Source organism: Hydrocarboniphaga effusa AP103, assembly GCF_000271305.1.
GTDB lineage: Bacteria > Pseudomonadota > Gammaproteobacteria > Nevskiales > Nevskiaceae > Hydrocarboniphaga > Hydrocarboniphaga effusa.
The window spans coordinates 799,510-819,919 of sequence record NZ_AKGD01000002.1 but is presented as its reverse complement, the minus strand read 5'-3'; the positions used below and the strand labels follow the sequence as shown (position 1 = coordinate 819,919).

24 protein-coding genes are annotated in these 20,410 nt (G+C 66.3%); 11 read left to right on the top strand and 13 right to left on the bottom strand.

All coding sequences use genetic code 11. The annotated features are described in order from the left end of the window. The first annotated feature begins 19 nt into the window (after window positions 1-19). The 7 genes from WQQ_RS15015 (at window position 20) to WQQ_RS14985 (ending at window position 4,037) form a co-directional block, all read left to right on the top strand. Window positions 20-394: an MAPEG family protein gene (locus WQQ_RS15015; protein WP_007186068.1), complete on the top strand. Its 375-nt coding sequence runs from the start codon at window positions 20-22 to the stop codon at window positions 392-394. A 42-nt stretch (window positions 395-436) separates the two neighbouring features. Next, window positions 437-844, top strand: a complete 408-nt coding sequence (locus WQQ_RS15010) for a hypothetical protein (RefSeq protein ID WP_007186067.1) — start codon at window positions 437-439, stop codon at window positions 842-844. Window positions 845-979: 135 nt separating this feature from the next. Further along, window positions 980-2,590 carry a phytoene desaturase family protein gene (locus tag WQQ_RS15005; protein ID WP_007186066.1) on the top strand — a complete coding sequence of 537 codons (1,611 nt, stop codon included), beginning with the start codon at window positions 980-982 and terminating at the stop codon, window positions 2,588-2,590. A gap of 70 nt (window positions 2,591-2,660) precedes the next feature. Continuing rightward, complete coding sequence (locus WQQ_RS15000; RefSeq protein WP_007186065.1) at window positions 2,661-3,164, top strand: hypothetical protein; 504 nt, start codon at window positions 2,661-2,663, stop codon at window positions 3,162-3,164. Continuing rightward, window positions 3,161-3,517, top strand: coding sequence for a hypothetical protein (locus WQQ_RS14995; protein ID WP_007186064.1), 357 nt, complete (start codon window positions 3,161-3,163; stop codon window positions 3,515-3,517). Before WQQ_RS15000 ends, WQQ_RS14995 begins: the two co-directional genes overlap by 4 nt. A 4-nt stretch (window positions 3,518-3,521) precedes the next feature. Beyond that, window positions 3,522-3,743, top strand: coding sequence for a cysteine-rich CWC family protein (locus tag WQQ_RS14990; protein WP_272942420.1), 222 nt, complete (start codon window positions 3,522-3,524; stop codon window positions 3,741-3,743). 87 nt (window positions 3,744-3,830) lie between these two features. After that, window positions 3,831-4,037 carry a DUF2061 domain-containing protein gene (locus WQQ_RS14985; protein ID WP_007186063.1) on the top strand — a complete coding sequence of 69 codons (207 nt, stop codon included), beginning with the start codon at window positions 3,831-3,833 and terminating at the stop codon, window positions 4,035-4,037. Between the two features lie 4 nt (window positions 4,038-4,041). Here WQQ_RS14985 and WQQ_RS14980 read toward each other — a convergent pair whose 3' ends face one another. The 7 genes from WQQ_RS14980 to WQQ_RS14950 form a co-directional block, all read right to left on the bottom strand. Continuing rightward, entirely contained in the window at window positions 4,042-4,572 is a 531-nt protein-coding gene (locus WQQ_RS14980) for a PilZ domain-containing protein (RefSeq protein WP_007186062.1), read from the bottom strand. Between the two features lie 13 nt (window positions 4,573-4,585). Next, window positions 4,586-4,996 (bottom strand): flagellar export chaperone FliS, encoded by a 411-nt coding sequence (gene fliS / locus WQQ_RS14975; protein ID WP_007186061.1) that lies wholly within the window; start codon window positions 4,994-4,996, stop codon window positions 4,586-4,588. Window positions 4,997-5,073: 77 nt separating this feature from the next. Beyond that, the gene (gene fliD / locus WQQ_RS14970; protein WP_007186060.1) at window positions 5,074-6,402 is read right to left on the bottom strand and encodes a flagellar filament capping protein FliD; all 1,329 of its coding nucleotides are present in this window, start codon (window positions 6,400-6,402) and stop codon (window positions 5,074-5,076) included. 43 nt (window positions 6,403-6,445) lie between these two features. Continuing rightward, the gene (locus tag WQQ_RS14965; protein WP_083844582.1) at window positions 6,446-6,844 is read right to left on the bottom strand and encodes a flagellar protein FlaG; all 399 of its coding nucleotides are present in this window, start codon (window positions 6,842-6,844) and stop codon (window positions 6,446-6,448) included. 163 nt (window positions 6,845-7,007) lie between these two features. Next, on the bottom strand, window positions 7,008-8,153 hold the full coding sequence (locus tag WQQ_RS14960) for a flagellin (protein WP_007186058.1): 1,146 nt from the start codon (window positions 8,151-8,153) through the stop codon (window positions 7,008-7,010). A 227-nt stretch (window positions 8,154-8,380) separates the two neighbouring features. Further along, a complete protein-coding gene (locus WQQ_RS14955) occupies window positions 8,381-10,489 on the bottom strand; it encodes a TonB-dependent receptor (RefSeq protein ID WP_007186057.1) in 2,109 nt (702 codons plus the stop codon). Window positions 10,490-10,554: 65 nt separating this feature from the next. Continuing rightward, window positions 10,555-11,571 (bottom strand): DUF6607 family protein, encoded by a 1,017-nt coding sequence (locus tag WQQ_RS14950; RefSeq protein ID WP_007186055.1) that lies wholly within the window; start codon window positions 11,569-11,571, stop codon window positions 10,555-10,557. 220 nt (window positions 11,572-11,791) lie between these two features. Here WQQ_RS14950 and WQQ_RS24405 point away from each other — a divergent pair, with 220 nt between their 5' ends. Beyond that, on the top strand, window positions 11,792-11,962 hold the full coding sequence (locus tag WQQ_RS24405; RefSeq protein ID WP_007186054.1) for a hypothetical protein: 171 nt from the start codon (window positions 11,792-11,794) through the stop codon (window positions 11,960-11,962). After that, complete coding sequence (locus WQQ_RS24400; RefSeq protein WP_007186053.1) at window positions 11,959-12,312, top strand: helix-turn-helix transcriptional regulator; 354 nt, start codon at window positions 11,959-11,961, stop codon at window positions 12,310-12,312. Before WQQ_RS24405 ends, WQQ_RS24400 begins: the two co-directional genes overlap by 4 nt. An 86-nt stretch (window positions 12,313-12,398) precedes the next feature. Here the strand turns inward: WQQ_RS24400 and fghA are convergent, their stop codons facing one another. The 6 genes from fghA to WQQ_RS14915 all read right to left on the bottom strand — a co-directional run bounded on the left by fghA (window position 12,399) and on the right by WQQ_RS14915 (window position 17,800). Next, window positions 12,399-13,250 carry an S-formylglutathione hydrolase gene (fghA, locus tag WQQ_RS14940; protein WP_040454591.1) on the bottom strand — a complete coding sequence of 284 codons (852 nt, stop codon included), beginning with the start codon at window positions 13,248-13,250 and terminating at the stop codon, window positions 12,399-12,401. 7 nt (window positions 13,251-13,257) lie between these two features. Beyond that, the gene (locus tag WQQ_RS14935) at window positions 13,258-14,367 is read right to left on the bottom strand and encodes an S-(hydroxymethyl)glutathione dehydrogenase/class III alcohol dehydrogenase (protein WP_007186051.1); all 1,110 of its coding nucleotides are present in this window, start codon (window positions 14,365-14,367) and stop codon (window positions 13,258-13,260) included. Between the two features lie 158 nt (window positions 14,368-14,525). Then, window positions 14,526-15,587 carry a helix-turn-helix domain-containing protein gene (locus WQQ_RS14930; protein WP_007186050.1) on the bottom strand — a complete coding sequence of 354 codons (1,062 nt, stop codon included), beginning with the start codon at window positions 15,585-15,587 and terminating at the stop codon, window positions 14,526-14,528. A 32-nt stretch (window positions 15,588-15,619) separates the two neighbouring features. Continuing rightward, complete coding sequence (locus tag WQQ_RS14925) at window positions 15,620-16,318, bottom strand: RES family NAD+ phosphorylase (protein WP_007186049.1); 699 nt, start codon at window positions 16,316-16,318, stop codon at window positions 15,620-15,622. A 19-nt stretch (window positions 16,319-16,337) separates the two neighbouring features. Continuing rightward, window positions 16,338-16,844, bottom strand: coding sequence for an antitoxin Xre-like helix-turn-helix domain-containing protein (locus WQQ_RS14920; RefSeq protein ID WP_007186048.1), 507 nt, complete (start codon window positions 16,842-16,844; stop codon window positions 16,338-16,340). A 59-nt stretch (window positions 16,845-16,903) separates the two neighbouring features. Next, complete coding sequence (locus WQQ_RS14915) at window positions 16,904-17,800, bottom strand: LysR family transcriptional regulator (RefSeq protein ID WP_007186047.1); 897 nt, start codon at window positions 17,798-17,800, stop codon at window positions 16,904-16,906. 151 nt (window positions 17,801-17,951) lie between these two features. Between WQQ_RS14915 and WQQ_RS24395 the strand changes: the two genes are divergently transcribed. Next, a complete protein-coding gene (locus WQQ_RS24395) occupies window positions 17,952-19,130 on the top strand; it encodes an MFS transporter (protein ID WP_040454199.1) in 1,179 nt (392 codons plus the stop codon). A 3-nt stretch (window positions 19,131-19,133) separates the two neighbouring features. Continuing rightward, window positions 19,134-20,183, top strand: coding sequence for an SDR family oxidoreductase (locus WQQ_RS24390; RefSeq protein ID WP_007186045.1), 1,050 nt, complete (start codon window positions 19,134-19,136; stop codon window positions 20,181-20,183). The last annotated feature ends 227 nt before the right edge of the window (window positions 20,184-20,410 follow it).

Here is a 20,410-nt window from a genome sequence, read left to right as displayed (position 1 = left end):
GGAGGGGGAGGAGATGACGATGACGATTGCCCTGTGGTGCATCCTGGCGGCCGGTTTCCTGCATTTGCCTTTCGTCGGCGCCGCCAAGTTCGGCGGTGGCCGCTTCGACAACAACAATCCGCGCGACTTCCTTGCCGGGCTCGACGGCTGGCGCAAGCGCGCCAATGCCGTGCAGCTCAACAGCTTCGAGGCGTTTCCGCTGTTCGCGGCGGCGGTCATCGTCGCGCACCTGCTGCACGCCGATCAGGGGCGCGTCGATACGCTGGCATTGGCCTTCCTCGCACTGCGCGTCGTCTATGGCGTGCTCTACCTCGCCAACCTGGCCACGCTGCGTTCGATCGCCTGGATCGGTGCGCAGGCCTGCGTGATCGCGCTGTTCGTGATTTCGGCTTGATCTGGGCGTAGTCTCGCCGCATCGCAAACCAGGACGGCCCGCATGCAGATCAAGATCGAGATCGACCTCAAGCCCGAGGAATTGCGCCGCATCCTCGGCCTGCCCGACGTCGCCGGCCTGCAGGACGACGTCGTACGCTTCCTGCGCAACAAGGTCAGCCAGGCGGGCGAGAATTTCGATCCGTCGGCCGTCATCCAGGGCAGTTTCGACCTGATCAAGCGCACGCCAGGCTGGCGCCGCCTGCGCGACGTGCTCGTGCCCAAGGACGACGACGAGGTGCTTGTCGAAGTCGAAGCCGCCGCCGAGCGGGCGGCGAAAGCCCAGACCGCATCGAGCAAGCGATCCCGCAACAAGCGAGGCACCCCGGCCGCCCGGACCGCGGCAAAGAAAGCGCCGCGCAAGCGTGCGGCACGCAAGGCCCGGGCGACTGCGGATGAAACGCCGGCCTGATCCAGGCGCTCGTTTCAGCAGTGCCCGCGGGTTGAGCCGAAGCCGGCAACCCGCCCTGCATTATCGATCCTCGAACGAACGGCGGGTTACGCGGCCAGGCCGCTGATCCGTCCCGCAGGCGTGATACGGTGCGCCATGCTCGACACCCTCATCATCGGCGGCGGCCACAATGGCCTGGTCTGCGCGGCCTATCTCGCGCGTGCCGGACAGAACGTGCTGGTGCTCGAACGCCGTGGCCTCGTCGGCGGTGCCGCGGTCACCGAAGAACTCGCGCCCGGCTATCGCTGCTCCACCGCGTCCTACGTCATCAGCCTGCTGCTGCCCGAGGTCGAACGCGAGCTGCGCCTGCGCGAGCATGGCTACAAAGTGCTGCCGCGTTCGCCTTCTTCGTTCACGCCCTTCGAGGACGGCCGCTCGCTGCTGATGGGACCGGATGCGGCGCTCAATCATCGCGAGATTTCGAAGTTCTCGAAGCGCGACGCCGAAGCCTATCCGCGCTACGAAGCCTGGCTTTCGCGCATCGCCGAAACGCTCGAACCGACGCTCATGAAAACCCCGCCCGAGCTGCTGCCGATGCCGGGCAGCTGGCGGCGACGCGGGCTGGCGCACAAGCTGCGCAACCTGCTGCGCGGACGCTCGGTGCTCAAGGCCTTCGAATCGCTCGGCGAAGATCTGCCCGAGGCGATCGAGGTGCTGACCGGCCCGGCGACGCCGATCCTCGATCGCTGGTTCGAGTCGGACGAACTCAAGGGCACGCTCGCCACCGACGCCATCATCGGCACCTTCGCTCCGCCCTCGGCGCCCGGCACCGCCTACGTGCTGCTGCATCACGTCATGGGCATGGCCGGTGGCGCGCGCGGCGTCTGGGGTTATGTCGAAGGCGGCATGGGCGCGCTGACGAACGCGATGGCCGCGTCCGCGCAGCGCTTCGGCGCGCAGATCCGCTGCGATGCGCCGGTGGCCCGCATTCTCGTGCGCGAGGGTCGCGCGGTCGGCGTGCAGCTGGCGGATGGCGAAGTCATCGAAGCGCGGCGCGTGGTCTCGAACGCGACCGCCGCCGTGACCTTCGGCCAGCTGCTGTCCGACGGCGATCTACCCGCACCGTTCGCGGCCGCGGTGAAACGCATCGACTACGCCTCGGCGAGCGTGAAGATCAACCTCGCGGTTTCCGAACTGCCCGATTTCATCGCGCGCCCCAACGAAGGTTCCGCGCCGGGACCGCAGCATCGCGGCACGATCCACATCGGCGCGACGCCCGAGTACATCGAGCGCGCTTACGAAGATGCTCGGCGTGGCGGGCTGTCCGAGCGCCCGGTGATCGAGATGACGATTCCGAGCAGCGTCGACACCACGCTCGCGCCGGCCGGGCATCACATCGTCGGCCTGTTCGTGCAGTACGCGCCATATGCGCTCAAGGGCACCACTTGGGACGAGCAGCGCGAGCGCTTCGCCGATCGCTGCGTGGCCGAGATCACGCGCTACGCACCGAACTTCGAGCGTTCGATCCTGCATCGGCAGGTGCTCGCGCCGCCCGATCTCGAAGCGCGCTTCGGACTCACGGGCGGCAACATCTTCCAAGGCGCGATGCCGCTGCATCAGCTGTTCACGTTCCGCCCGGTGCCCGGCTGGAGCGACTACCGCACGCCGTTGCCAGGGTTGTATCTATGCGGGGCCGCGACGCATCCAGGCGGCGGCGTGATGGGCGCCTGCGGACGCAATGCGGCGCAGGCGATCCTGCAGGACTGACCGGGCCGGCCGGCGCGCACGGCATAATGCGAACCCGACCGAAGCCGCACTTGCCACGCCGGAGCCCGCCATGATTCGATCTCTCGCCCACGCCATCGCCGCAACGCTGCTCGTGCAGGCGGGTTCCAACGCATTCGCGGCCGATGCGGGCGCGCTCACGCGCGACGAGCTCAACCGCTGCGCGACGCAAGTGCAGACGCTGCGCAGCGAATCGGCCCGCCTCACGAGCGAGAGCTTCGACGCCAACGCGCAGAAATCCGCCTACGACGCGAAGTCGATGCAGCTCAAGGCCGAAGCCGAAGCGCTGAAACCCGATGACATGAAAGGCTCGCTCGCGCTGGCCGAGAGGCAAAAGCAGCACAACGCGGACCTCGCCGCGTTCAACACCAGGATCGCGCAGCTGCGCCAGCAGATCACCGACATCAACGCGGTGCGCACGCAATACGATCGAAACTGTTCCAACCGCCCTTACCGGCGCACCGATTTCCACGGCATGCCCGAGGCCTCGCAGCAGGCGATGCGCGCCGGGCTGTCCGACGTGGTGGTGCCCTACTTCGACGAACCCAGCAAATGACTCAGGCCAGCCAATTCGAAATCCACATGTTCATGGCCGTGGCCCGCGTGGCCAGGGGCGGTCGCTTTCCGGTCGGCGAGCATCACCCGATGCTCGTGCTGCTCCGCCAGCACGCTGGCAGCGATCACGACTTCGACGCCGCCGAAATCGCCGTGCTGCGCGGCGGCTGGACCGAAATCGACTTCACCAAGGCCGGCACGCTGCCGCCCGAAGCCGCCGAGCAGACCGACGAGCCGTTCGCCTCCTGCTATGCCGAAGCGCTGCGCGACGGCAGCTCGCTGATGGTCTACGACACCATCGTCGAGCCCAAGCCGGCCGAGAAGAAAGCGCAGTCGCCCGAGCATCCGCACTGATCGCGTGAGCATCGCCACGTCCGTCGATCCGGCACGCTGCCCACTGTGCGGGCAGCGCAACGATTGCAAAATGGCCTGCTCCACCTGCAGCGAAACCTGCTGGTGCACGAAGCTGGCCTTTAGCGAATCGCTGCTCGCGCGCGTGCCGGTCGAAGCCAAGGCGCGCGCCTGCATTTGCCGCCGCTGCGCCGAAGCCAGCGCAGCCGCATCGAGCTCGACAGCCTGAGCCTATCGGCTCGATGAAAAGCTTTTGCTGGCGTACTTGTTGAGAATATCTATCATCCAGGTCACTCCATTTCCGCGGGAGCAGACCATGCTCAAGACACTCACCTTCGCCTGCATGCACTTCACGGTGGCGTTCACCGTGGTCTATCTGATGACGGGCAGCTGGGTCACCGGCGGGCTCATCGCGCTCGTCGAGCCCTGCTGCAACACCGTGGGTTTCTACTTTCACGAGAAGCTGTGGAATCGCTTTTCGGCTTCGAACGCCGGCAACATGACCGCGGCCGTTGCTGCCTGAGTTTTCAGCTGCGCCGCGCAGCCGCGATCGCCCTTCGATGCTGCTGGAACACGTGACGCTCCAGCGCCTGTTGCGCCGCATCGTTCGCGGCCAGCAGTTCGGCTTGCGCGATGCCCGCGCTCACCTGCTCCATGCGCGCGGGCCAGCGCAGCGGTTGCAGCACGAGGGCGTGCAGGTGGACTTCGACGAGGCCGAAGCTGCCGATCGCCGGTGTCTGCGCATCGGCCGGAAAGCTCAGGCTGCGCCAGGACAGCTGCAGCGGCTGGCGCGGCGGGCGATCGAGAAAGCGTGGCGCGAGTTCGGCAACCGCGCCGAGCAGCAGATCGAGCTTGGCGTGCAGGCGCTGGATTTCGAGATCCTGCGGCGTCGGCTGCTCGACCGGCACGCCGCGCTCCTCGAACTGCGCGATCTGCGTGAGCACGCGCAGGTTCGCTTCGGACCAGTAGTCGATCGCCGCGGCGTCGAAGGCGCCGTCGACCGCGACCCACCGCATGGGCGCCTCGACGCGATAGCTCAATGGTCCGTCGGCGTTCATGGCATGGAGTTTTTCAGCGGTTTTCCTGCAAGGCAGGATCGATCTGGTCCCAGCCGGATTTGATCGTCATGACCAGGCCCGATACCTCCGCGAGCGCATCGGCATCGTGGCTCGCGTTGGCCTGCGTCATGCGGCGCAGCATGTAGTCGTAGAGCGAATCGAGGCGCGCGGAGATTTCGCCTCCGGCCTGGTGATCGAGCACCAGCCGCAGATGCTCGACGATCGCCATCGCACCGTTGATGGCGCGCAACTTGGCGGTCACGTCGCGACGCGCGATCGAGGAGCGTGCGATCGCCAGCCGCTCGAGCACGCCGTCGTACAACATGCTGATGAGACGGTGCGGACTCGCTTCCTCGGCGACGGCGGCCGAAGCGGTCTGGTGGTAGTAGCGCATGCGCGCTGCGGTGGCCATCGAGGGTGACATGCCCGGTTCCTTCAGTGATGCGTCGATGCTTCAAACATCGGCGGATTCGGCGAAAACTGAAGGCTTTGCGAAGGTTTTCACGACTTGAGCTTGTAGCGCTCGTTGTCCATCTGGTCGAGATAGCTCGCGACGTTGTTGTACTTGCTGACGATCGCATCGAGCGAGCTGAACTGCTTGCGGTAGCGTTCTTCCTGCTTGTCCATGCGCGTATCGAGCGCGGTGCGTTCGTCCGCGATCTTGTCGAGCTGATCGTTGAGCACATCGAGCCGCACGTCGATCTGGCCGTCGTCGGCGGTGTAGGCCTTGAGCGTGGCGTTGAGCTGTTCGATCAAGCCGCCGCTCGACGCGAACAGCTTCTGCACCGAGCTGCCATCGGTGGCGAGCGCTTCGGCGAGCTTGGTGGAGTCGATGCTCAGCGAGCCGTCGAGCTTGGCGCTGATGCCGATCTGAGAAAGCATTTTGTAGGTGCCCGATTCGACCGTGCCGGTCATCGCCGAGCGCAGGTTGGTCATCGCCGCGCGCGTGCTCGCATCGCCCATCAGCACGCCGCCGCTCTTGCTGCTCGCATCGTAGGCCGACAGGCTTTTGTAGGTGCTCAGCAACGAGTTGTAGGCATCGACGAAGCTCTTGAGCCCGGCCTTGGCCGCGTCGGTATCGGCCGCCACCGTGAGCGTCGCGGTGGTGCCGACCTGCGCCTTGAGCAGGTTGATGCTCACGCCGTCGACGACGCCGGTGATCGTGTTGTAGCTGCTCGTGCGCGTATAGCCGTCGACCTTGATCTGCGCGTCGCTGGCGAGCTGCAGATCGCTGAAGCTCGTCGCGCTGCTGGTCACCGACAGCGTGCTCGCGGTTCCCGTGCTCGATGCGGTGAGCACCAGGCGCACGCCAGTGTCTTCCTGTACGAGCGTTGCGGTCACGCCCTTGTTGTCGGTCGCGGTATTGATCGCATCGCGCAGGCCGGCGACCGTCGTCGTCGCGCTCAGGTCGACCGAAAACGACTGGCTGCCGACGCCGATCGTGAAGGTTCCCGCGCCGACCGCGGTCGACGACGAGGCGAACGCCGCCGAACCGATCTTGTGCGCCTTGGCCAGCGAGAGCACTTCGATCTGTGTCTGTCCGGCCTGCGCGGTGGTGCCCGCGGTGGCCGTGAACAGGGAGCTGTCCGATACCGTCGCCGTGCGCTTGCCGAGCCCGGAAACGTTGAGACTCGCGAGCACGGTCTGCAGCGAGCTCATCGAGGAGCGCATCGAACCGAGCGCCGAGATCTGCACCTGGGCCTTGGTCGCGCGCGTATCGAGGCGCTTGTCGGCCGCGCTGCGGTCGGCGGCGACGAGCTTGGTGACGATGCCGTCGACATCGAGCCCCGAGCCGAGGCCGGACGAGGTGACGGCGGAAGTCGAGGCCATGATCGGGCTCCGGTTTGATCGTGGACGAGAGCGGAACGCCGCCCTAGACGATCTGGTCGAGCAGAGGCGGCGTCTCGCTGTGCAAGCCCTGCGCCAGCCGCAGCGCTTCCTCGCTCGGAATCTGGCGGATCAGCGTGCCGTCGTGGGTGTCCACCACTTTGACGACGAGTCGATCGCTGTCCTCGTCGACGGAAAAATGCAGCGCCACCTGGCGCAGCTGGAAATGCTCAGTCAGCGCTTCGGCGGCTTGTTCGAGCGCATCGCGCTCGGCCTTGCCGTGCAGCGCGGGCTCGGACGCGTCGGGATTCTGTCGCGGGGCCGCTTCATCGCCATCGGCGCGCACGCTCTGCGTCGCATCGACGCCGGACAATGGACTCAACGCGCGAAACCCGGCCGCGACGGGCGTCGCGGCCGGGTGGGAGGTTGCGGAAGTGATCGGCATTTCGATCTACCGTGAAGCTGCCTGGCTCCCTCTCCCTTCGGGAGAGGGTTGGGGTGAGGGACTCTCGGTGATAGCAAGCCTCGCCATACCGGCGAATCCCTCATCCGCCCTGCGGGCACCTTCTCCCGCAGGGAGAAGGTGAGCCAGCCGGCAGCCTCAGCCTTTAGCCCTGCAGCAGCTTCAGCACGCCCTGGGCGGAGCTGTTGGCCTGCGAGAGCATCGAGATGCCGGCCTGCTGCAGCACCTGGCCGCGCGAGAGGTTCGCCGTTTCCTGCGCGAAATCGGCGTCCTGGATGCGGCTGCGCGAGGCGTTGAGGTTCTCCGACGTGGTCTGCACCGAAGCCACCACCGAGCCGAAGCGGTTCTGCACCGCACCGAGGCTGGCGCGAGCGGTGTTGACCTGGCCGAGCGCGCTGTCGATCTGCTTGATCGCGAGCTGGGCACCGGCGTAGGAGGCCACGCTCAGGCCGGTCAGGCCGGTCTGCGTCGTCGCGTTGGCGGTGACGCCGGTGGCGCCGTCGAAGCCGGTCAGCGTGCCGTCGTCGGTGCCGCCGACCGTGATCGTCGATTCCGAGCTCAGCACGATGCGGTTGGTGGCCGAGTCGATGGCCGCGTTGACACCCGTGGTGGTCGACACCTTGTTGATCGCCTCGACGACCTGCGAAGCGCGCTCGGCGGCGGTGCCGACCGCGGCCAGCGCACCGACGTCGGTGCCGTTGATCGTCAGCGATCCGGCCGCCGCGGCACCGGTGCCGAGGCCACCGATCTGCGCCGATTGCGTCGACGCCGTGCTGACCGAACCGAGCGCCGCGAGGTTGGCGTCGGCGATGCTGTTCATGGTGATGGTTTCGCCGGCGTTGGCGCCGACCTGGAACACGCCGCCGTTGAAGCTGCCGTCGAGCACCTTCACGCCGTTGAAGGCGGTGGTGTTGGCGACGCGATCGATTTCCGACTTGAGGCTGTCGACTTCGGTCTGCAGCGCGGCGCGGTCGGTGGAGGAGTTGGTGGCGTTGGACGACTGCACCGCCAGCTCACGGATGCGCTGCAGGTTGTTGGTCACTTCGACCAGCGCGCCTTCGGCCGTCTGAGCGAGCGAGATGCCGTCGTTGGCATTGCGCGCGGCCTGGTCCAGGCCCTTGATCTGCGAGGTGAAGCGCTGGCTGATCGCCAGGCCGGCGGCATCGTCCTTGGCGCTGTTGATGCGCAGGCCCGAGGACAGGCGCTGCATGGCGGTGTTGAGCGAGCTCTGCGAGGCGTTGACATTGCGCTGTGCGGTGAGCGACGCCACATTGGTGTTGATGACTTGCATGACGATTGACTCCTGAAGTGATGGTTGGCCCCGGTGCGCGCAGCGCGTGCATCCTGCTGGGATCGCCTCGGCGTCTTGCCCTTGAAAGACCGTTGCCACGCCGCTGCTATGGGAGTTAACGGAAGGGGGCAAAAAAACTTTAGAAGCTTGTCAAGCGAGTTTTGCGGACGGTCGGCCGGCGCGCGTCCGCACGTCCCTCGGCAAGGCGGGGCGAGACCCGCCGGGCTCTACCAGCGCGCCTCGATGCCAACCCAGAACTGGCGCGGTGCGAGCAGGTTGGCGCTGTCGCTCTCGACCGTCGCGCCCGGGAAGATCGACAGCGCATCGTCCGCGTCGAACAGATTGGTGACTTCCGTGTAGAGGCGCGTAGGTCCGATCTTCACGCCCGCCTCGGCGTTGGCGACCCAGTACGGATCGACCTCGCCACGCACCTGATTCGCGATGTCGGAGTAATACGATTCGCTGTAGCGCGCGTTGAAGCTCGCGTCCCAGCGCCCTTGCGTCCAGCGCGCGCCGGCGGAAGCCGTGAACGACGGCGAATTCGGCAACTCGTTGCCCTGATAGCCCGAGCCCGGATAGCGCGCGATCTCGGCCCTGAGCGCACCGGCATTGAGAAAGGCTTCGAGTCCCGGAGCCAGCAGCCAGCTCAGGCCCGCTTCCGCGCCCCAGGTCTTCACCTTGTCCGCGTTCTCGACGACGAACGCGTAGTCGGACGGATCGCTCGGCGTGAGATCGTAGCTCAGCTGCATGTCGCGATAGTCCGAATAGAACAGGTTCGCGGTCAGGCGACCGCGCTTGTCGGCGAAGGTCTGGCGCAGCCAGAGTTCGTAGGTCCAGACGTACTCGGGGTCATATTGGTAGTTGGTCACGCGCGTAATGGCGTTCTGATCGTCGTCGGGCGATTCCACCGCCACACCCACACCGCCACCGTTGTAGCCACGCGCCACCTGCACACCGACGGTACTTGCCGGACCGGCATGCCAGGCGAGGCCGAGCTTGGGCAAGAAGGCCCGATAGGTCTCGTCGAGATCGATCTTCACTTCGTACGGAAAATCGGCGACCGCATCGCGGCCGCCATCGCGCTTGTGCTTTTCCTGCTCGTAGCGGGCACCGACGATCAGATCGAGCTTGTCGCCGAGCGGCTGCGTACCCTCGCCGAACAGCGCGGCGGTGCGAATGTCGTCGTCGAAGTCGAGATTGTTGTAGATATCGATGAACTCTTCCTGCTTCGCCTTGAACAGGTAGACGCCGACGACACCCGTCTGTCGCTCTTCGCCGGTGTAGCGCAGGCGCGGCTCGAACACGTACTCGCGCGCATCGATGTGCGCGATGCCGTATTGCGGCGCCGTCTTGCGCCGGACGTCGACATCGGTGCCGGTGAGCAGACCTTCGAAGCGAAGCTTCGATGAAATCCGGTATTGCGTATCGACGATGGCGCTGTTCGTCTTCGGTTCGAACACCGGCTCGAACGGATAAGTCGAGCGCCGATCGTCGAATGGACGATCCACACTTTCGGTCTGCGGCCCGCGATAGTCCGCATGGCTGATCGTCACGAGCGTGCGCAGACCTGCGATCGAAGACGGCTCGAACAGCAGCTTGCCGCGCAGGTTCAGCGATTCGAGCCTGCGCGGATCCTGCACCTCGGCGTACGAAGGCCAACCTTCGACCCAGCTCTGCGCACTCGACCAGTCCGCGCTCAGGCGATACGCCACGCCGTCGCTGAGCGGCCCGCTCAGCAGGCCGGACACGCGCCGACGATCGTAGTTGCCGCCCGCGACGCGGAACGCGCCTTCGGGTGTGAACGTCGGATCGTTGGTGCGGATCGCGATCGTGCCGGCCAGCGCATTGCGCCCCTGCAAAGTGCTCTGCGCACCGCGCAGGACTTCGATCTGCTGCGTATCCCACAACACGCTGTCACCGAACACGACTTCGTTGTAGCTCATCGGCCGGCCATCGAGCTGCATGTTCAGGCGAGCACGCGTGCCGGCGATGAACGCATCGCCGCCCTGCGCAGAGCCCGTGCTATCGATACCGCGAATCGCGGGCGCGATATTGCCGGTGCCGACATAGACGATGTTCGGAATCGTGGCGAGCACATCCTTGGCCGAGTTCAGTCCGGCGCTTTTTTCGAGCTCGTCCGAGTCAAGCACGACGGCGCTGGTCGCCGTGTTCATCATCGAGCGTCCCGATTTTTCGGAGATCACGTAGACGGTCGGCAGTTCGGTGGCGTCCTCCGAAGCCTGCGCCGGTGCAGCGGGCGCTTCCTGCTGCGACCAGGCCGAGGTCGATTTCATCAAGCTGCCGAACAGCGCAGCGCCCAACAAGGTTCTCTTCATCACTCCCTTCCTACGGATGTTGCGGCGAAGCCATCGCCGCCGAATCGGTAGCTGCTCGTCCTTGCCTATGGGCTCTCGGCAGCCGTTGTGCTCTCGTTTTCGGGCTGCGTAGCCCACTGATCGAACACCGCCTGGATTTCGGAGCGCGCGGGCATCTTGCCGGCCTGCGCCTGCTCGGCCTGTTCGAACGTCGGAATGATGATGGCCATGCCGTCGAGCCCGGTCTTCAGGCGCACGCCGCTGCCGTTCACGAGGTACCCGTCCCAGATCGAACGCACCTGCGCCCAATAGGCCTTCGTCGCGGCCCAGTAATCGTGCGCGGGCTTGAAGTTCACGACGTCGTCGCCGCTGCCCGCGGCGTGCGCGTAATTGTCGAAGCCGAACTCGCGCACGATTGCGCCGCTGATCTTCTGCCCGTCGCGGATGAGCTTGGTGTTGTCCTGCTCGTGCGTCCAGCCCAGCGGCGTGACCGTGTGGCGATTGATCGCGAGGATCGCGTTGTAGTCTTTGCGCTTGGTGAATTCGCGGCGCGGCAGCGGACGGAACGTGGGGTCGGAGGTCCAGGTCGCGATGCCTTGCGCATCGTGCACCCAGCGGCCGGTGCCGCAGTAACGCGGCGCATCGCTGACTTCGAACACGCATTGCGTCCAGCTGCCGCGACGCTGCTGCGGCGTGAGCTCGCGTATTCGCCAGGTCTGGTCTTCGGTGAATTCGAAACGCTGGGCCGCCTGCCACTGCCAGTCCTGCCGCCAGTGCTTGGTCACGTGGCCTTCGTCGGAGACGAGCACGTGCTGGAGCGAGATGCGTTCGTGACGATCTTCGACGAGCATCACCGCCTCGTGCCCGCCCGTGCGTCGCCCCGGCTGGCGTTCATAGCCGGCCCGCAGCACCACGGTTTCATTGAAATCGAAGCTCACGTCGTAGTCGCCGAGCATCGCGAGAATCGCGCGGCGATCGGCTTCGGGCGCTGCGCGCGGCGTGTCTTCGAAGAGGCTCGCACCGCTGCTGCCGCAGGCGCTCGCGAGCATCGGAACCAGCAAGGCGAGCGCGCGGACGCGGTGGCGCCGGATGATCGAACGCATGGTCGTTCTCCTGGGTCGGGGCCGGCGAGCGATCACGCCAGGCTGCAACGTTCTCCCGGAAAAATCAGCGCCGCGAAGCGCGGCGCCTTGGGGAGAAACCAAATGATCGGTCGGACTGCGTCTTGTTGTGAATGATAAGAATTATCATTTAAACTGACAATGCCCGGCCAGCCTCGACTTGCAAGCCACCCGCATCACGGCAAACACGAGAGAGGACGCCATGAACGATCTGTTCTGGTTCGTACTGATGGATCTGGCAGGTTGCCTGCTGATCGCCCTGCTACTGACCGCCCTGACCCGCTCCGACCGCCGGAGCTCCGACAACGAATCTCCGGGCAAGCTGTTTCCGCCTGCGCATCGACGTGGCGGCACCGCCGCGCGTCCGACGTGAATCGGCTCGATGGTGATCCGGGCGCTTCGGTGGCCGCATCGCGTCGCGCATCGGGCACCAGCCTGCGCATGCTCGAGGCGCGCGCGTTCATCGAGGCCCATTTCACGCATCCGATCACGCCCACGCGCATCGCCCGGCACGTCGGCCTCGCCACGCCCCTGCTGAATCGGGAGTTCCAGCGCGCGTTCGGCGAATCGCCCAGGCAGGTGCTCATGAACTGCCGCATGCGCGCGGCGCACGACAGGCTCGCCGACGGAACGCCGACGACCGAAGTGGCCTTGCAGGTGGGCTACCACTCGGATCGCACGTTTGCTGCGGACTATCGCAAGTGGCTCAGCGCCGCGCAGTGATCACAACGTTCCAGTGGCCAAAACCGAAGCGCCGGTTCGTTGCTCCGTGACAGAGCAAAAAACCGGCGCTTTTTGCTGCGTCTTTCTTACTTCAGCAAACCGGCGTGATGCGCGATGTGATCGGCGATGAAGCTCTGGATGAACCAGTACGAATGATCGTAGCCCTCGTGCCGGCGCAGCCAGAGCTGCTGGCCCGAGACCTTCGCCGCCGCTTCGAGCGCCTCGGGCTTGAGTTCGCGTTCCAGGAACTGATCGGCGTTGCCCTGATCGACGAGCAGCAGGCCCGGATACGCACGCGTGCGAATGAGTTCGCTGGCGTCGTAGTCCTTCCAGCGTTCCTGGTCGGCGCCCAGATAGTTGCCGAACGCTTTCTGCCCCCACGGCACCGCAACCGGATTGCTGATCGGCGCGAACGCGGAGACCGATTGCCAGCGCTGCGGATGACGCAGCGCCGTCACCAGCGCGCCGTGTCCGCCCATCGAATGGCCGAAGATGCCGCGCCTGTCGTCGAGCACCGGAAAGTTCACCTCGATCAGCGTCGGCAGCTCCAGATTCACGTAGCTGCCCATGCAGTAGTGGCCGGCCCACGGCGCCTGCGTCGCATCGAGATAAAAACCCGCACCGACACCGAAATCCCAGGCATCCGAATCGCCCGGCAGGTTCAGGCCGCGCGGGCTGGTATCGCAGGTCACCAGCGCAAGGCCCGCTTCGGCCGCGAGCCGCTGCGCTCCGGCCTTGATCATGAAGGTCTCTTCGGTGCACGTCAGGCCCGCGAGGTAATACACCGCGGGAACCTTGCCTTGCGTGGCCTGCGGCGGCAGGTACACGGAGAAGTTCATCTTCGTGCCGGTGCTCTTGGCCTGGTGCGAGTAGAAGCCCTGGCGCCCGCCGAAGCAGGCGTGCTCGCCGCGAATTTCGACTGAGGTTGGAGTTTCGATGCTCATCTCAGAACACCACGACGCTGCGGATGGACTTGCCTTCGTGCATCAGGTCGAAGCCCTTGTTGATGTCCTCGAGCTTGAGCACGTGCGTGATCATCGGGTCGATCTGGATCTTGCCGTTCATGTACCAGTCGACGATCTTCGGTACATCGGTGCGGCCACGCGCACCACCGAAAGCCGTGCCCTTCCAGACACGCCCGGTGACGAGCTGGAACGGACGCGTGGCGATCTCCTTGCCCGACTCGGCCACGCCGATGACGATCGATTCGCCCCAGCCGCGATGGCAGGCTTCGAGCGCCTGGCGCATCACCGTGGTGTTGCCCGTGCAATCGAAGGTGTAGTCCGCGCCGCCGCCGGTGAGCTCGACGAGATACGGCACGATGTCGCCCGGGACTTTCTTGGGATTGACGAAGTGCGTCATGCCGAACTTGCGGCCCCAGTCTTCCTTGTCGTCGTTGATGTCGACACCGACGATCATGTCCGCGCCCGCGAGCCGGGCGCCCTGGATCACGTTGAGGCCGATGCCGCCGAGGCCGAACACGATCACGTTGGAGCCCGGCGTGACCTTGGCGGTGTTGATCACCGCGCCGACGCCGGTGGTGACGCCGCAGCCGATGTAGCAGGCCTTGTCGAACGGCGCGTCCTCGCGAATCTTCGCCACCGCGATCTCGGGCAGCACGGTGAAGTTGCTGAACGTCGAGCAGCCCATGTAGTGATAGACCGGCTTGCCCTTGTACGAAAAGCGCGTGGTGCCGTCGGGCATCACGCCCTTGCCCTGCGTGGCGCGGATCGCGGTGCACAGGTTGGTCTTGTGCGAGGTGCAACTCTTGCACTGGCGGCATTCGGGCGTATAGAGCGGAATCACGTGATCGCCGGGCTTGACGCTGGTCACGCCGGCGCCGACTTCGCGCACGATGCCCGCGCCTTCGTGTCCGAGCACGGACGGAAAGATGCCTTCGGAATCGAAGCCGTCGAGCGTGTATGCATCGGTGTGGCAGATGCCGGTGGCCATGATCTCGACGAGCACTTCGCCCGCCTTCGGGCCTTCCAGATCGAGCTCGACGATCTCCAGCGGCTTCTTGGCTTCGAAAGCGACGGCGGCGCGGGTTTTCATGGGGTCTCCTGATGGACTTTTTCGACGAATGACGCGCAGGCACGAGGACCGACGACGCCGGGTGGCCGCCAGCTTAAAAAAATACGGGGGGCGGGTTCAAAACCTGGGGCGTTTGTGCCCCAGCCGCCGTCAATCGGCGGCAACCGGCCACTATCGGGCTATCGCGGCCGGGTCAGGCGGTGCCGTTGCAGCTTGCGATGCAGCGTCTTGCGGTCGATGTTCAGGCGCGCCGCGGCCTGCGTGATGTTCCAGCCGCAGGATTCGACCATGTCGAGCAGCGCCTGGCGCTCGGCCTGGTCGAGCACGTCCGCTCCGGGCAGCACGGCCGTCTGCGGAGGCTGCACGAGCACGTAGAGCTCGTCGACACCGAGCCGCTGCGGCTGCCACGGAGAGCGGCGCGCCCAATCGCCGAGCTGGCGCAGATCGAGCCCGATGCTTTGCACCACGGGCTGGCCGATCAGCGCCGCGGCACTGTCTTCGCCGAGCCAGTCGCGCGCAGTCTGGTTGAGTCCGGTGACGAGACCTTCCTCATCGGCCAGGATCAGCGCGCCCGAGCCGCTCGTGACGAGCGCCGGATGCGCGTGCAGGCGGATCACGTAGCGATCGCGCGATTGCTGCAACAGGGCGTGCATTTCGATCGAGCGCGCAGTCTGCGACACCAGCGCGAGCGTGGCCGCGGCCGAGTCGCCCTGGCCATACGAGAGGTTGAGCACCGCCACCACTTCGCCGCGCCCGTCGCGGATCGGAGCCGCGCAGCAGACCATCGCCGCGTTCTGGCGCAGGAAGTGTTCTTCGCGGTGGATCAGCACCGGCGCGTGGGCGACCAGGCAGGTGCCGATGCCGTTGGTGCCCACTTCGGCCTCGGTCCAGATCGCACCTTCGCGCATGCCGGCGCGCTGGGCTTCGCGCGTGAACGAAGCGGTGCCGTGGAAGTACAGGATCACGCCTTCGGCATCGGTCAGCGTGAGTCCGGCCGGCACGCCGAGGCTGCGCTGCAAGGCCTGCATTTCGAGCGCCGCGATCTCGAACAGGCTGCCGAGTGCGCGACGACGACGGCGAATCTCCTCGGCGCCCAGCACGCTGGGCTCGCGCCGGATCTCGGGCTTGAGCTCGAACTGGCTGCGGCAGCGCAACCAGGACTGGCGGATCAGCTGTGCCCAGCCGCGCTCGGCCGGTGGAGCCGGCCAGGGGTTGGCGACAGGGGCATAGCGAGCGGACATGGGCGTGAGCTTATACCCGAGACGCAGCAGCGTCAGGCTTCGCGGATCGCGTAGCTCTCGATCTTCTCGACCCGGTCGATGCGCCTGCCGTCCCAGCAATAGCGAAAGTGCGAGGACTGGCGCGCCGGGGCGAGTGCCCTGGGTCGCAGCACGGCGACGCAGCGGCCGTCGGGCGTATCGCGCACGCTGCTGTAGAAAACGCCCCAGGCGCCGCGCTTGCGCAGGGCCGCGCCGAAGCGCTGGGCCGCCGTGTAATCGTCCGGATCGAGCAGCGAGTCGCGCTGGGTGCTCGGCAGCAGCGTCATGTTCTGCTGCAGATGCGTCACGTAACAGCGCATTTCGAGCACTTCGCGCGCAATGCCGGCGGCGCGCAGGAAGCGCTCGCGGTGGTAGACGGTTTCGAGAATCGCGGTCTGCTCGCTGAGCCCCGCGTAGTAGACGCCGAACAGTCCATTGGTGAAGCGCGAAGGCGCCGGGTGGCAGAACGCGGCCATCACCGGCGTCGCGCCCGGCCCGTAGAGCCCCTCGCCGCTCGGCACCAGCTGGATCTGGCCGAGCTCCTGCCGCAGCCGATCGTTGGTGAGCCCTTCGAGTTCGGCGAGCATCAGCAGCTCGTCTTCGTTGCGGGCCGCATCGAACAGCAGCGCGGTCGGAAAGCGGCTCGGCACGATGCGATGCAGCGGCTCGTCGATACGGCGCGTGCGCAGGGCGCCGTAGTCGGGCTCATCCATGAGAAAGCTCCGGCCGAGGCTAGCTGCGGGCGCCGTCGAGGTAATGCCGCACGACGTAGAGATCGGCCACCTGCCCGGCGAGCAGGCGAGCCAGCGGCGCCTGGCCGTTGAACGGTGCGTCGGTGTTGGCGTTGCGCAGCCAGAGCAGCCGGTTGGCCGGGGTCGGCAGCAGAATGCCGAGCGCCTTCCAGATGCCGAGCAGATAGCTCAGGCGCTCGACCGTATCGGCCGACAGGTTGAGCCCCTCGCCCGCTTCGACCTGCTGGCGCCAGCGCTGCAGGTTGCGCGGCACCGTGCCGAGCAGCGTGCCGAGCGCCGCCTGCGGCAGCTCCCAGGCCTCGGCGATCGCAAAAGCCTGGCGCAAGCCGACCGCATTGCGGCGCACGATCCAGTCGGCGCCGGCATCGCCCGCGGGAACCGCGGAGCCGTGCTGGTCGGTGCCGTAAGCCTGGGCCGAGGCGTCGGCGACCCGTTGCGCGGCGGGCAGATCGGTCTCGGTATAGGTGTCGATGCGCTTGAGCTTCATGGCTTCATGATGTCATTTGTCTCTTTTTTGTCAATAAGAAAGACAGATGTCGCGAAAGCTCATTCCGTGACCGAAGCTCGCTCGACAAGGAAATCGAGCATCGCGCGCACGCGCGCCGAAGGCCTGCCCTGGCCGAGATACAGCGCATGAATGTCCTCGGTGTCGCCGTCGTGGCAGGAGCCGAGGATCGGCACGAGCCGGCCTGCGGCGATGTCGGCTCCGACGAGAAAATGCGCGAGCCGCACGATACCCGCGCCGCTCACGGCCATGACGCGCAAGGCCTCGCCGGAGCTGCCGAGAAAGTTGCCGCTCACGCTGCGCTGCTGCAGCGCTCCGGCGACGCGAAAGCTCCAGCCCTCGATCGAGCGCCGGAAGTTGAAGTTCAGGCAGTTGTGCGCATCGAGATCGTCGGGCTTGTTCGGCGTGCCGCGACGCTCGAGATAGCAGGGGGCGGCCGCGACGATCCATCGACTGCTGCCGAGCTTGCGCGCCCGCAGGCTCGAATCGCGCAGCGGCCCGTGGCGGATCGCGATGTCGGTGCGTTCGTCCACGAGATTGACGAGCGCGTCGTTGAGCGAGACATCGACCGTGACTTTCGGGTAACGCTCGAGGAATTCCGGCAGCACCGGCAGCACGCGATGCAGGCCGAACGGCGCCGACATATTGAGCCGCAGACGCCCTCGTGGCTCGGCGCGATCGGCCGTGAAGCTCGCTTCGAGTTCGTCGAGGTCGTGCAGGATCGCCTGCGCTCGCCGCTGGTAGGCCTCGCCTTCGGGTGTCAGCGTGAGGGCGCGTGTGCTTCGTTGCAGCAGACGCACGCCGAGCCGTGCTTCGAGTCGGCCGACCGAGCGGCTCACGGCCGACGGCGTCTGCCGCAGCTGCTGGGCCGCGGCCGCGAAACTGCCCGCATCGACGCTGCGAAGAAAGGCCTCGATTTCCCCGGTGCGATTGTCCATGCGCGAGCCCCTTCATTCATGCATCCAATGCACGATTGTTCTTCCTCCGCGCATTCTTATCACCAATCGAAGACCTCGGCACTGTAGCGAGCCTCGAAATCCGCAGGAGCTGGCGATGTCTTCAACCCCAAGCCGCGACGTGCCTCGCAAGATGCCGCTCGCGCTCTACGCGCTGACGATCGGCGCCTTCGGCATCGGCGTGACCGAATTCGTGATCATGGGCCTGCTCATGCAGGTCTCCGCCGACTTCGGCGTGTCGCTGCCGACCGCTGGCGTGCTGATCAGCGGCTACGCGCTCGGCGTGATGGTCGGCGCCCCGCTGATGACCGTGTGGACCGCGCGCTGGCCGCGCAAGGCGACGCTGCTCGCGCTGATGGCGGTGTTCACGCTCGGCAACCTCGCCTGCGCGCTGGCGCCGAACTACGCCACGCTGCTCGCCGCGCGCGTGCTGACCTCGTTCGCGCACGGCACCTTCTTCGGCGTCGGCTCGGTGGTGGCGACGCAGCTCGTCGCCCCACAGCAACGCGCCTCGGCGATCGCGATCATGTTCACCGGGCTCACCGTGGCGAACGTGCTGGGCGTTCCGTTCGGCACCTGGCTCGGCCAGATGCAGGGCTGGCGTGCGACCTTCTGGGCCGTCGCCATCGTCGGCATCGCCGCCATGGCGGTGATTGCCGCACTGGTGCCGCGCGATGCAGGCAAGCCCGAGTTGAGCGACTGGCGCAGCGACCTGCGCGCGCTCATGCGCCCGGCCGTGCTGCTGGGCCTGCTCGCGACCGTGGTCGGCTTCGGCGGCGTATTCGTGGTGTTCACCTACATCGCCCCGCTGCTCACGCAGATCAGCGGCTTCGCGGACGCCGCGGTGTCGCCGATCCTGCTGGTGTTCGGCGGCGGCCTGGTGATCGGCAACCTGCTCGGCGGCAAATTCGCCGATCGCCATCTGGGCCCGACCTTGCTCGGCTCGCTGCTGGCGCTCGCCATCGTCATGGGCCTGATGAGCTTCGTCGTGCACAGCCAGGTACTCACCGTGATCTTCGTCGGCCTGCTCGGCGCGGCCGCGTTCGCCACGGTGCCGCCGCTGCAGATGTGGGTGCTCGAGAAAGCGTCCGGCGCCGGCCAGAGCCTGGCCTCGAGCTTCAACATCGGCGCCTTCAACCTCGGCAACGCGCTCGGCGCCTGGCTCGGCGGCATGACGATCGATCATGGGCTCGGATTGACCGCACTTCCGTGGGTCGGCGCGCTGATGCCGCTCGCCGCGCTCGCAACCGCCTGGATCGGGCTGCGCAGCGGCAAGCCGAGCACCCGCCGCAGTGCCGCGCTGGAGGCCTGAGCCATGAACAAGACCGCACTCGTCGTCGGCGCCCAGGGCGTGATCGGGCGCAACCTGATCGAGCATCTGCGCAGGCTCGACGACTGGCAGATCATCGGCCTCTCGCGTCGCGGCGGAGAAAATACGGCGCGACTGCGCCACATCGCCGTCGATCTGCTCGATGCCGACGACACGCGCAGCAAGCTCGCGAATCTTCGCGAGGTCACGCACGTGTTCTACGCCGCGTATCAGGATCGTCCGACCTGGGCCGAACTCGTCGAGCCCAACATGACGATGCTGCGCAACGTCGTGCAAACCATCGCCGGTGTCGCCGACGACCTGCGCCACGTGAGCCTCATGCAGGGCTACAAGGTCTACGGCGCACATCTGGGCCCGTTCAAGACGCCCGCGCGCGAAGACGATCCAGGCCACATGCCGCCCGAGTTCAACGTCGATCAGCAACGCTTTCTCGAAGCGCAGCAGCGCGGCAAGCGCTGGAGCTGGTCCGCGATCCGCCCGAGCGTGGTCTGCGGCTTCGCACTCGGCAATCCGATGAACCTCGCGATGGTGATCGGCATCTACGCCGCGATCAGCAAGGAACTGGGTTTACCGTTGCGATTCCCCGGAAAACCCGGCGCCTACGACACGCTCATGGAAGTCACCGACGCCGGCCTGCTCGCCCGCGCCACCGTCTGGGCCGCGACCGAACCGCGTTGCGCCAACCAGGCCTTCAACATCACCAACGGCGACCTGTTCCGCTGGAACCAGCTCTGGCCGCGCATCGCGAAACATTTCGAGATCGAAGTCGCGCCACCGCTGACGATGTCGCTCGCCAGCGTCATGGCCGACAAGGAGCCGCTCTGGAACGCGATGCGCGAGCGTCATGGCCTGGCAGCGCATCGCTGGAGCGAGCTGTCATCGTGGGGATTCGGCGACTTCGTGTTCGGCTGGGACTACGACTTCTTCGCCGATGGCAGCAAGGCCCGGCGATATGGCTTCCACGACTACGTCGATACCGAGGCGATGTTCAAGGGCATCTTCGACGACTTCAGGCAGAGGCGCGTAATTCCATAAGAAGCCCCGCTTTCGCAAGCAGCGACGCGAAGCGAGCCAGTCCCGATCCCCTTGGCAGCGCCGGCCGAAGCGGCGCGCGCAGCGGGTCAAGCGGCCAAGGATGGCCGCTTGAGGCTCGTCGCGACACGACGTCGCGTCGAGCCGACCCCGAGCACGTCGATTCGGCCGGGAACCCCTCGCGGCTTCATCGCGAGGGGCGCGGACTTCAGGGGCGTGCTTTCTTTGCA

Bases quoted from the DNA above. Each gene is read 5' to 3' on its own strand.
- WQQ_RS15015 (WP_007186068.1), top strand. From the start codon at position 20: ATGACGATTGCCCTGTGGTGCATCCTGGCGGCCGGTTTCCTGCATTTG.
- WQQ_RS15010 (WP_007186067.1), top strand. From the start codon at position 437: ATGCAGATCAAGATCGAGATCGACCTCAAGCCCGAGGAATTGCGCCGC.
- WQQ_RS15005 (WP_007186066.1), top strand. From the start codon at position 980: ATGCTCGACACCCTCATCATCGGCGGCGGCCACAATGGCCTGGTCTGC.
- WQQ_RS15000 (WP_007186065.1), top strand. From the start codon at position 2,661: ATGATTCGATCTCTCGCCCACGCCATCGCCGCAACGCTGCTCGTGCAG.
- WQQ_RS14995 (WP_007186064.1), top strand. From the start codon at position 3,161: ATGACTCAGGCCAGCCAATTCGAAATCCACATGTTCATGGCCGTGGCC.
- WQQ_RS14985 (WP_007186063.1), top strand. From the start codon at position 3,831: ATGCTCAAGACACTCACCTTCGCCTGCATGCACTTCACGGTGGCGTTC.
- WQQ_RS14980 (WP_007186062.1), bottom strand. From the start codon at position 4,572: ATGAACGCCGACGGACCATTGAGCTATCGCGTCGAGGCGCCCATGCGG.
- fliS (WP_007186061.1), bottom strand. From the start codon at position 4,996: ATGTCACCCTCGATGGCCACCGCAGCGCGCATGCGCTACTACCACCAG.
- fliD (WP_007186060.1), bottom strand. From the start codon at position 6,402: ATGGCCTCGACTTCCGCCGTCACCTCGTCCGGCCTCGGCTCGGGGCTC.
- WQQ_RS14965 (WP_083844582.1), bottom strand. From the start codon at position 6,844: ATGCCGATCACTTCCGCAACCTCCCACCCGGCCGCGACGCCCGTCGCG.
- WQQ_RS14960 (WP_007186058.1), bottom strand. From the start codon at position 8,153: ATGCAAGTCATCAACACCAATGTGGCGTCGCTCACCGCACAGCGCAAT.
- WQQ_RS14955 (WP_007186057.1), bottom strand. From the start codon at position 10,489: ATGAAGAGAACCTTGTTGGGCGCTGCGCTGTTCGGCAGCTTGATGAAA.
- WQQ_RS14950 (WP_007186055.1), bottom strand. From the start codon at position 11,571: ATGCGTTCGATCATCCGGCGCCACCGCGTCCGCGCGCTCGCCTTGCTG.
- WQQ_RS24405 (WP_007186054.1), top strand. From the start codon at position 11,792: ATGAACGATCTGTTCTGGTTCGTACTGATGGATCTGGCAGGTTGCCTG.
- WQQ_RS14935 (WP_007186051.1), bottom strand. From the start codon at position 14,367: ATGAAAACCCGCGCCGCCGTCGCTTTCGAAGCCAAGAAGCCGCTGGAG.
- WQQ_RS14930 (WP_007186050.1), bottom strand. From the start codon at position 15,587: ATGTCCGCTCGCTATGCCCCTGTCGCCAACCCCTGGCCGGCTCCACCG.
- WQQ_RS14925 (WP_007186049.1), bottom strand. From the start codon at position 16,318: ATGGATGAGCCCGACTACGGCGCCCTGCGCACGCGCCGTATCGACGAG.
- WQQ_RS14920 (WP_007186048.1), bottom strand. From the start codon at position 16,844: ATGAAGCTCAAGCGCATCGACACCTATACCGAGACCGATCTGCCCGCC.
- WQQ_RS14915 (WP_007186047.1), bottom strand. From the start codon at position 17,800: ATGGACAATCGCACCGGGGAAATCGAGGCCTTTCTTCGCAGCGTCGAT.
- WQQ_RS24395 (WP_040454199.1), top strand. From the start codon at position 17,952: ATGCCGCTCGCGCTCTACGCGCTGACGATCGGCGCCTTCGGCATCGGC.
- WQQ_RS24390 (WP_007186045.1), top strand. From the start codon at position 19,134: ATGAACAAGACCGCACTCGTCGTCGGCGCCCAGGGCGTGATCGGGCGC.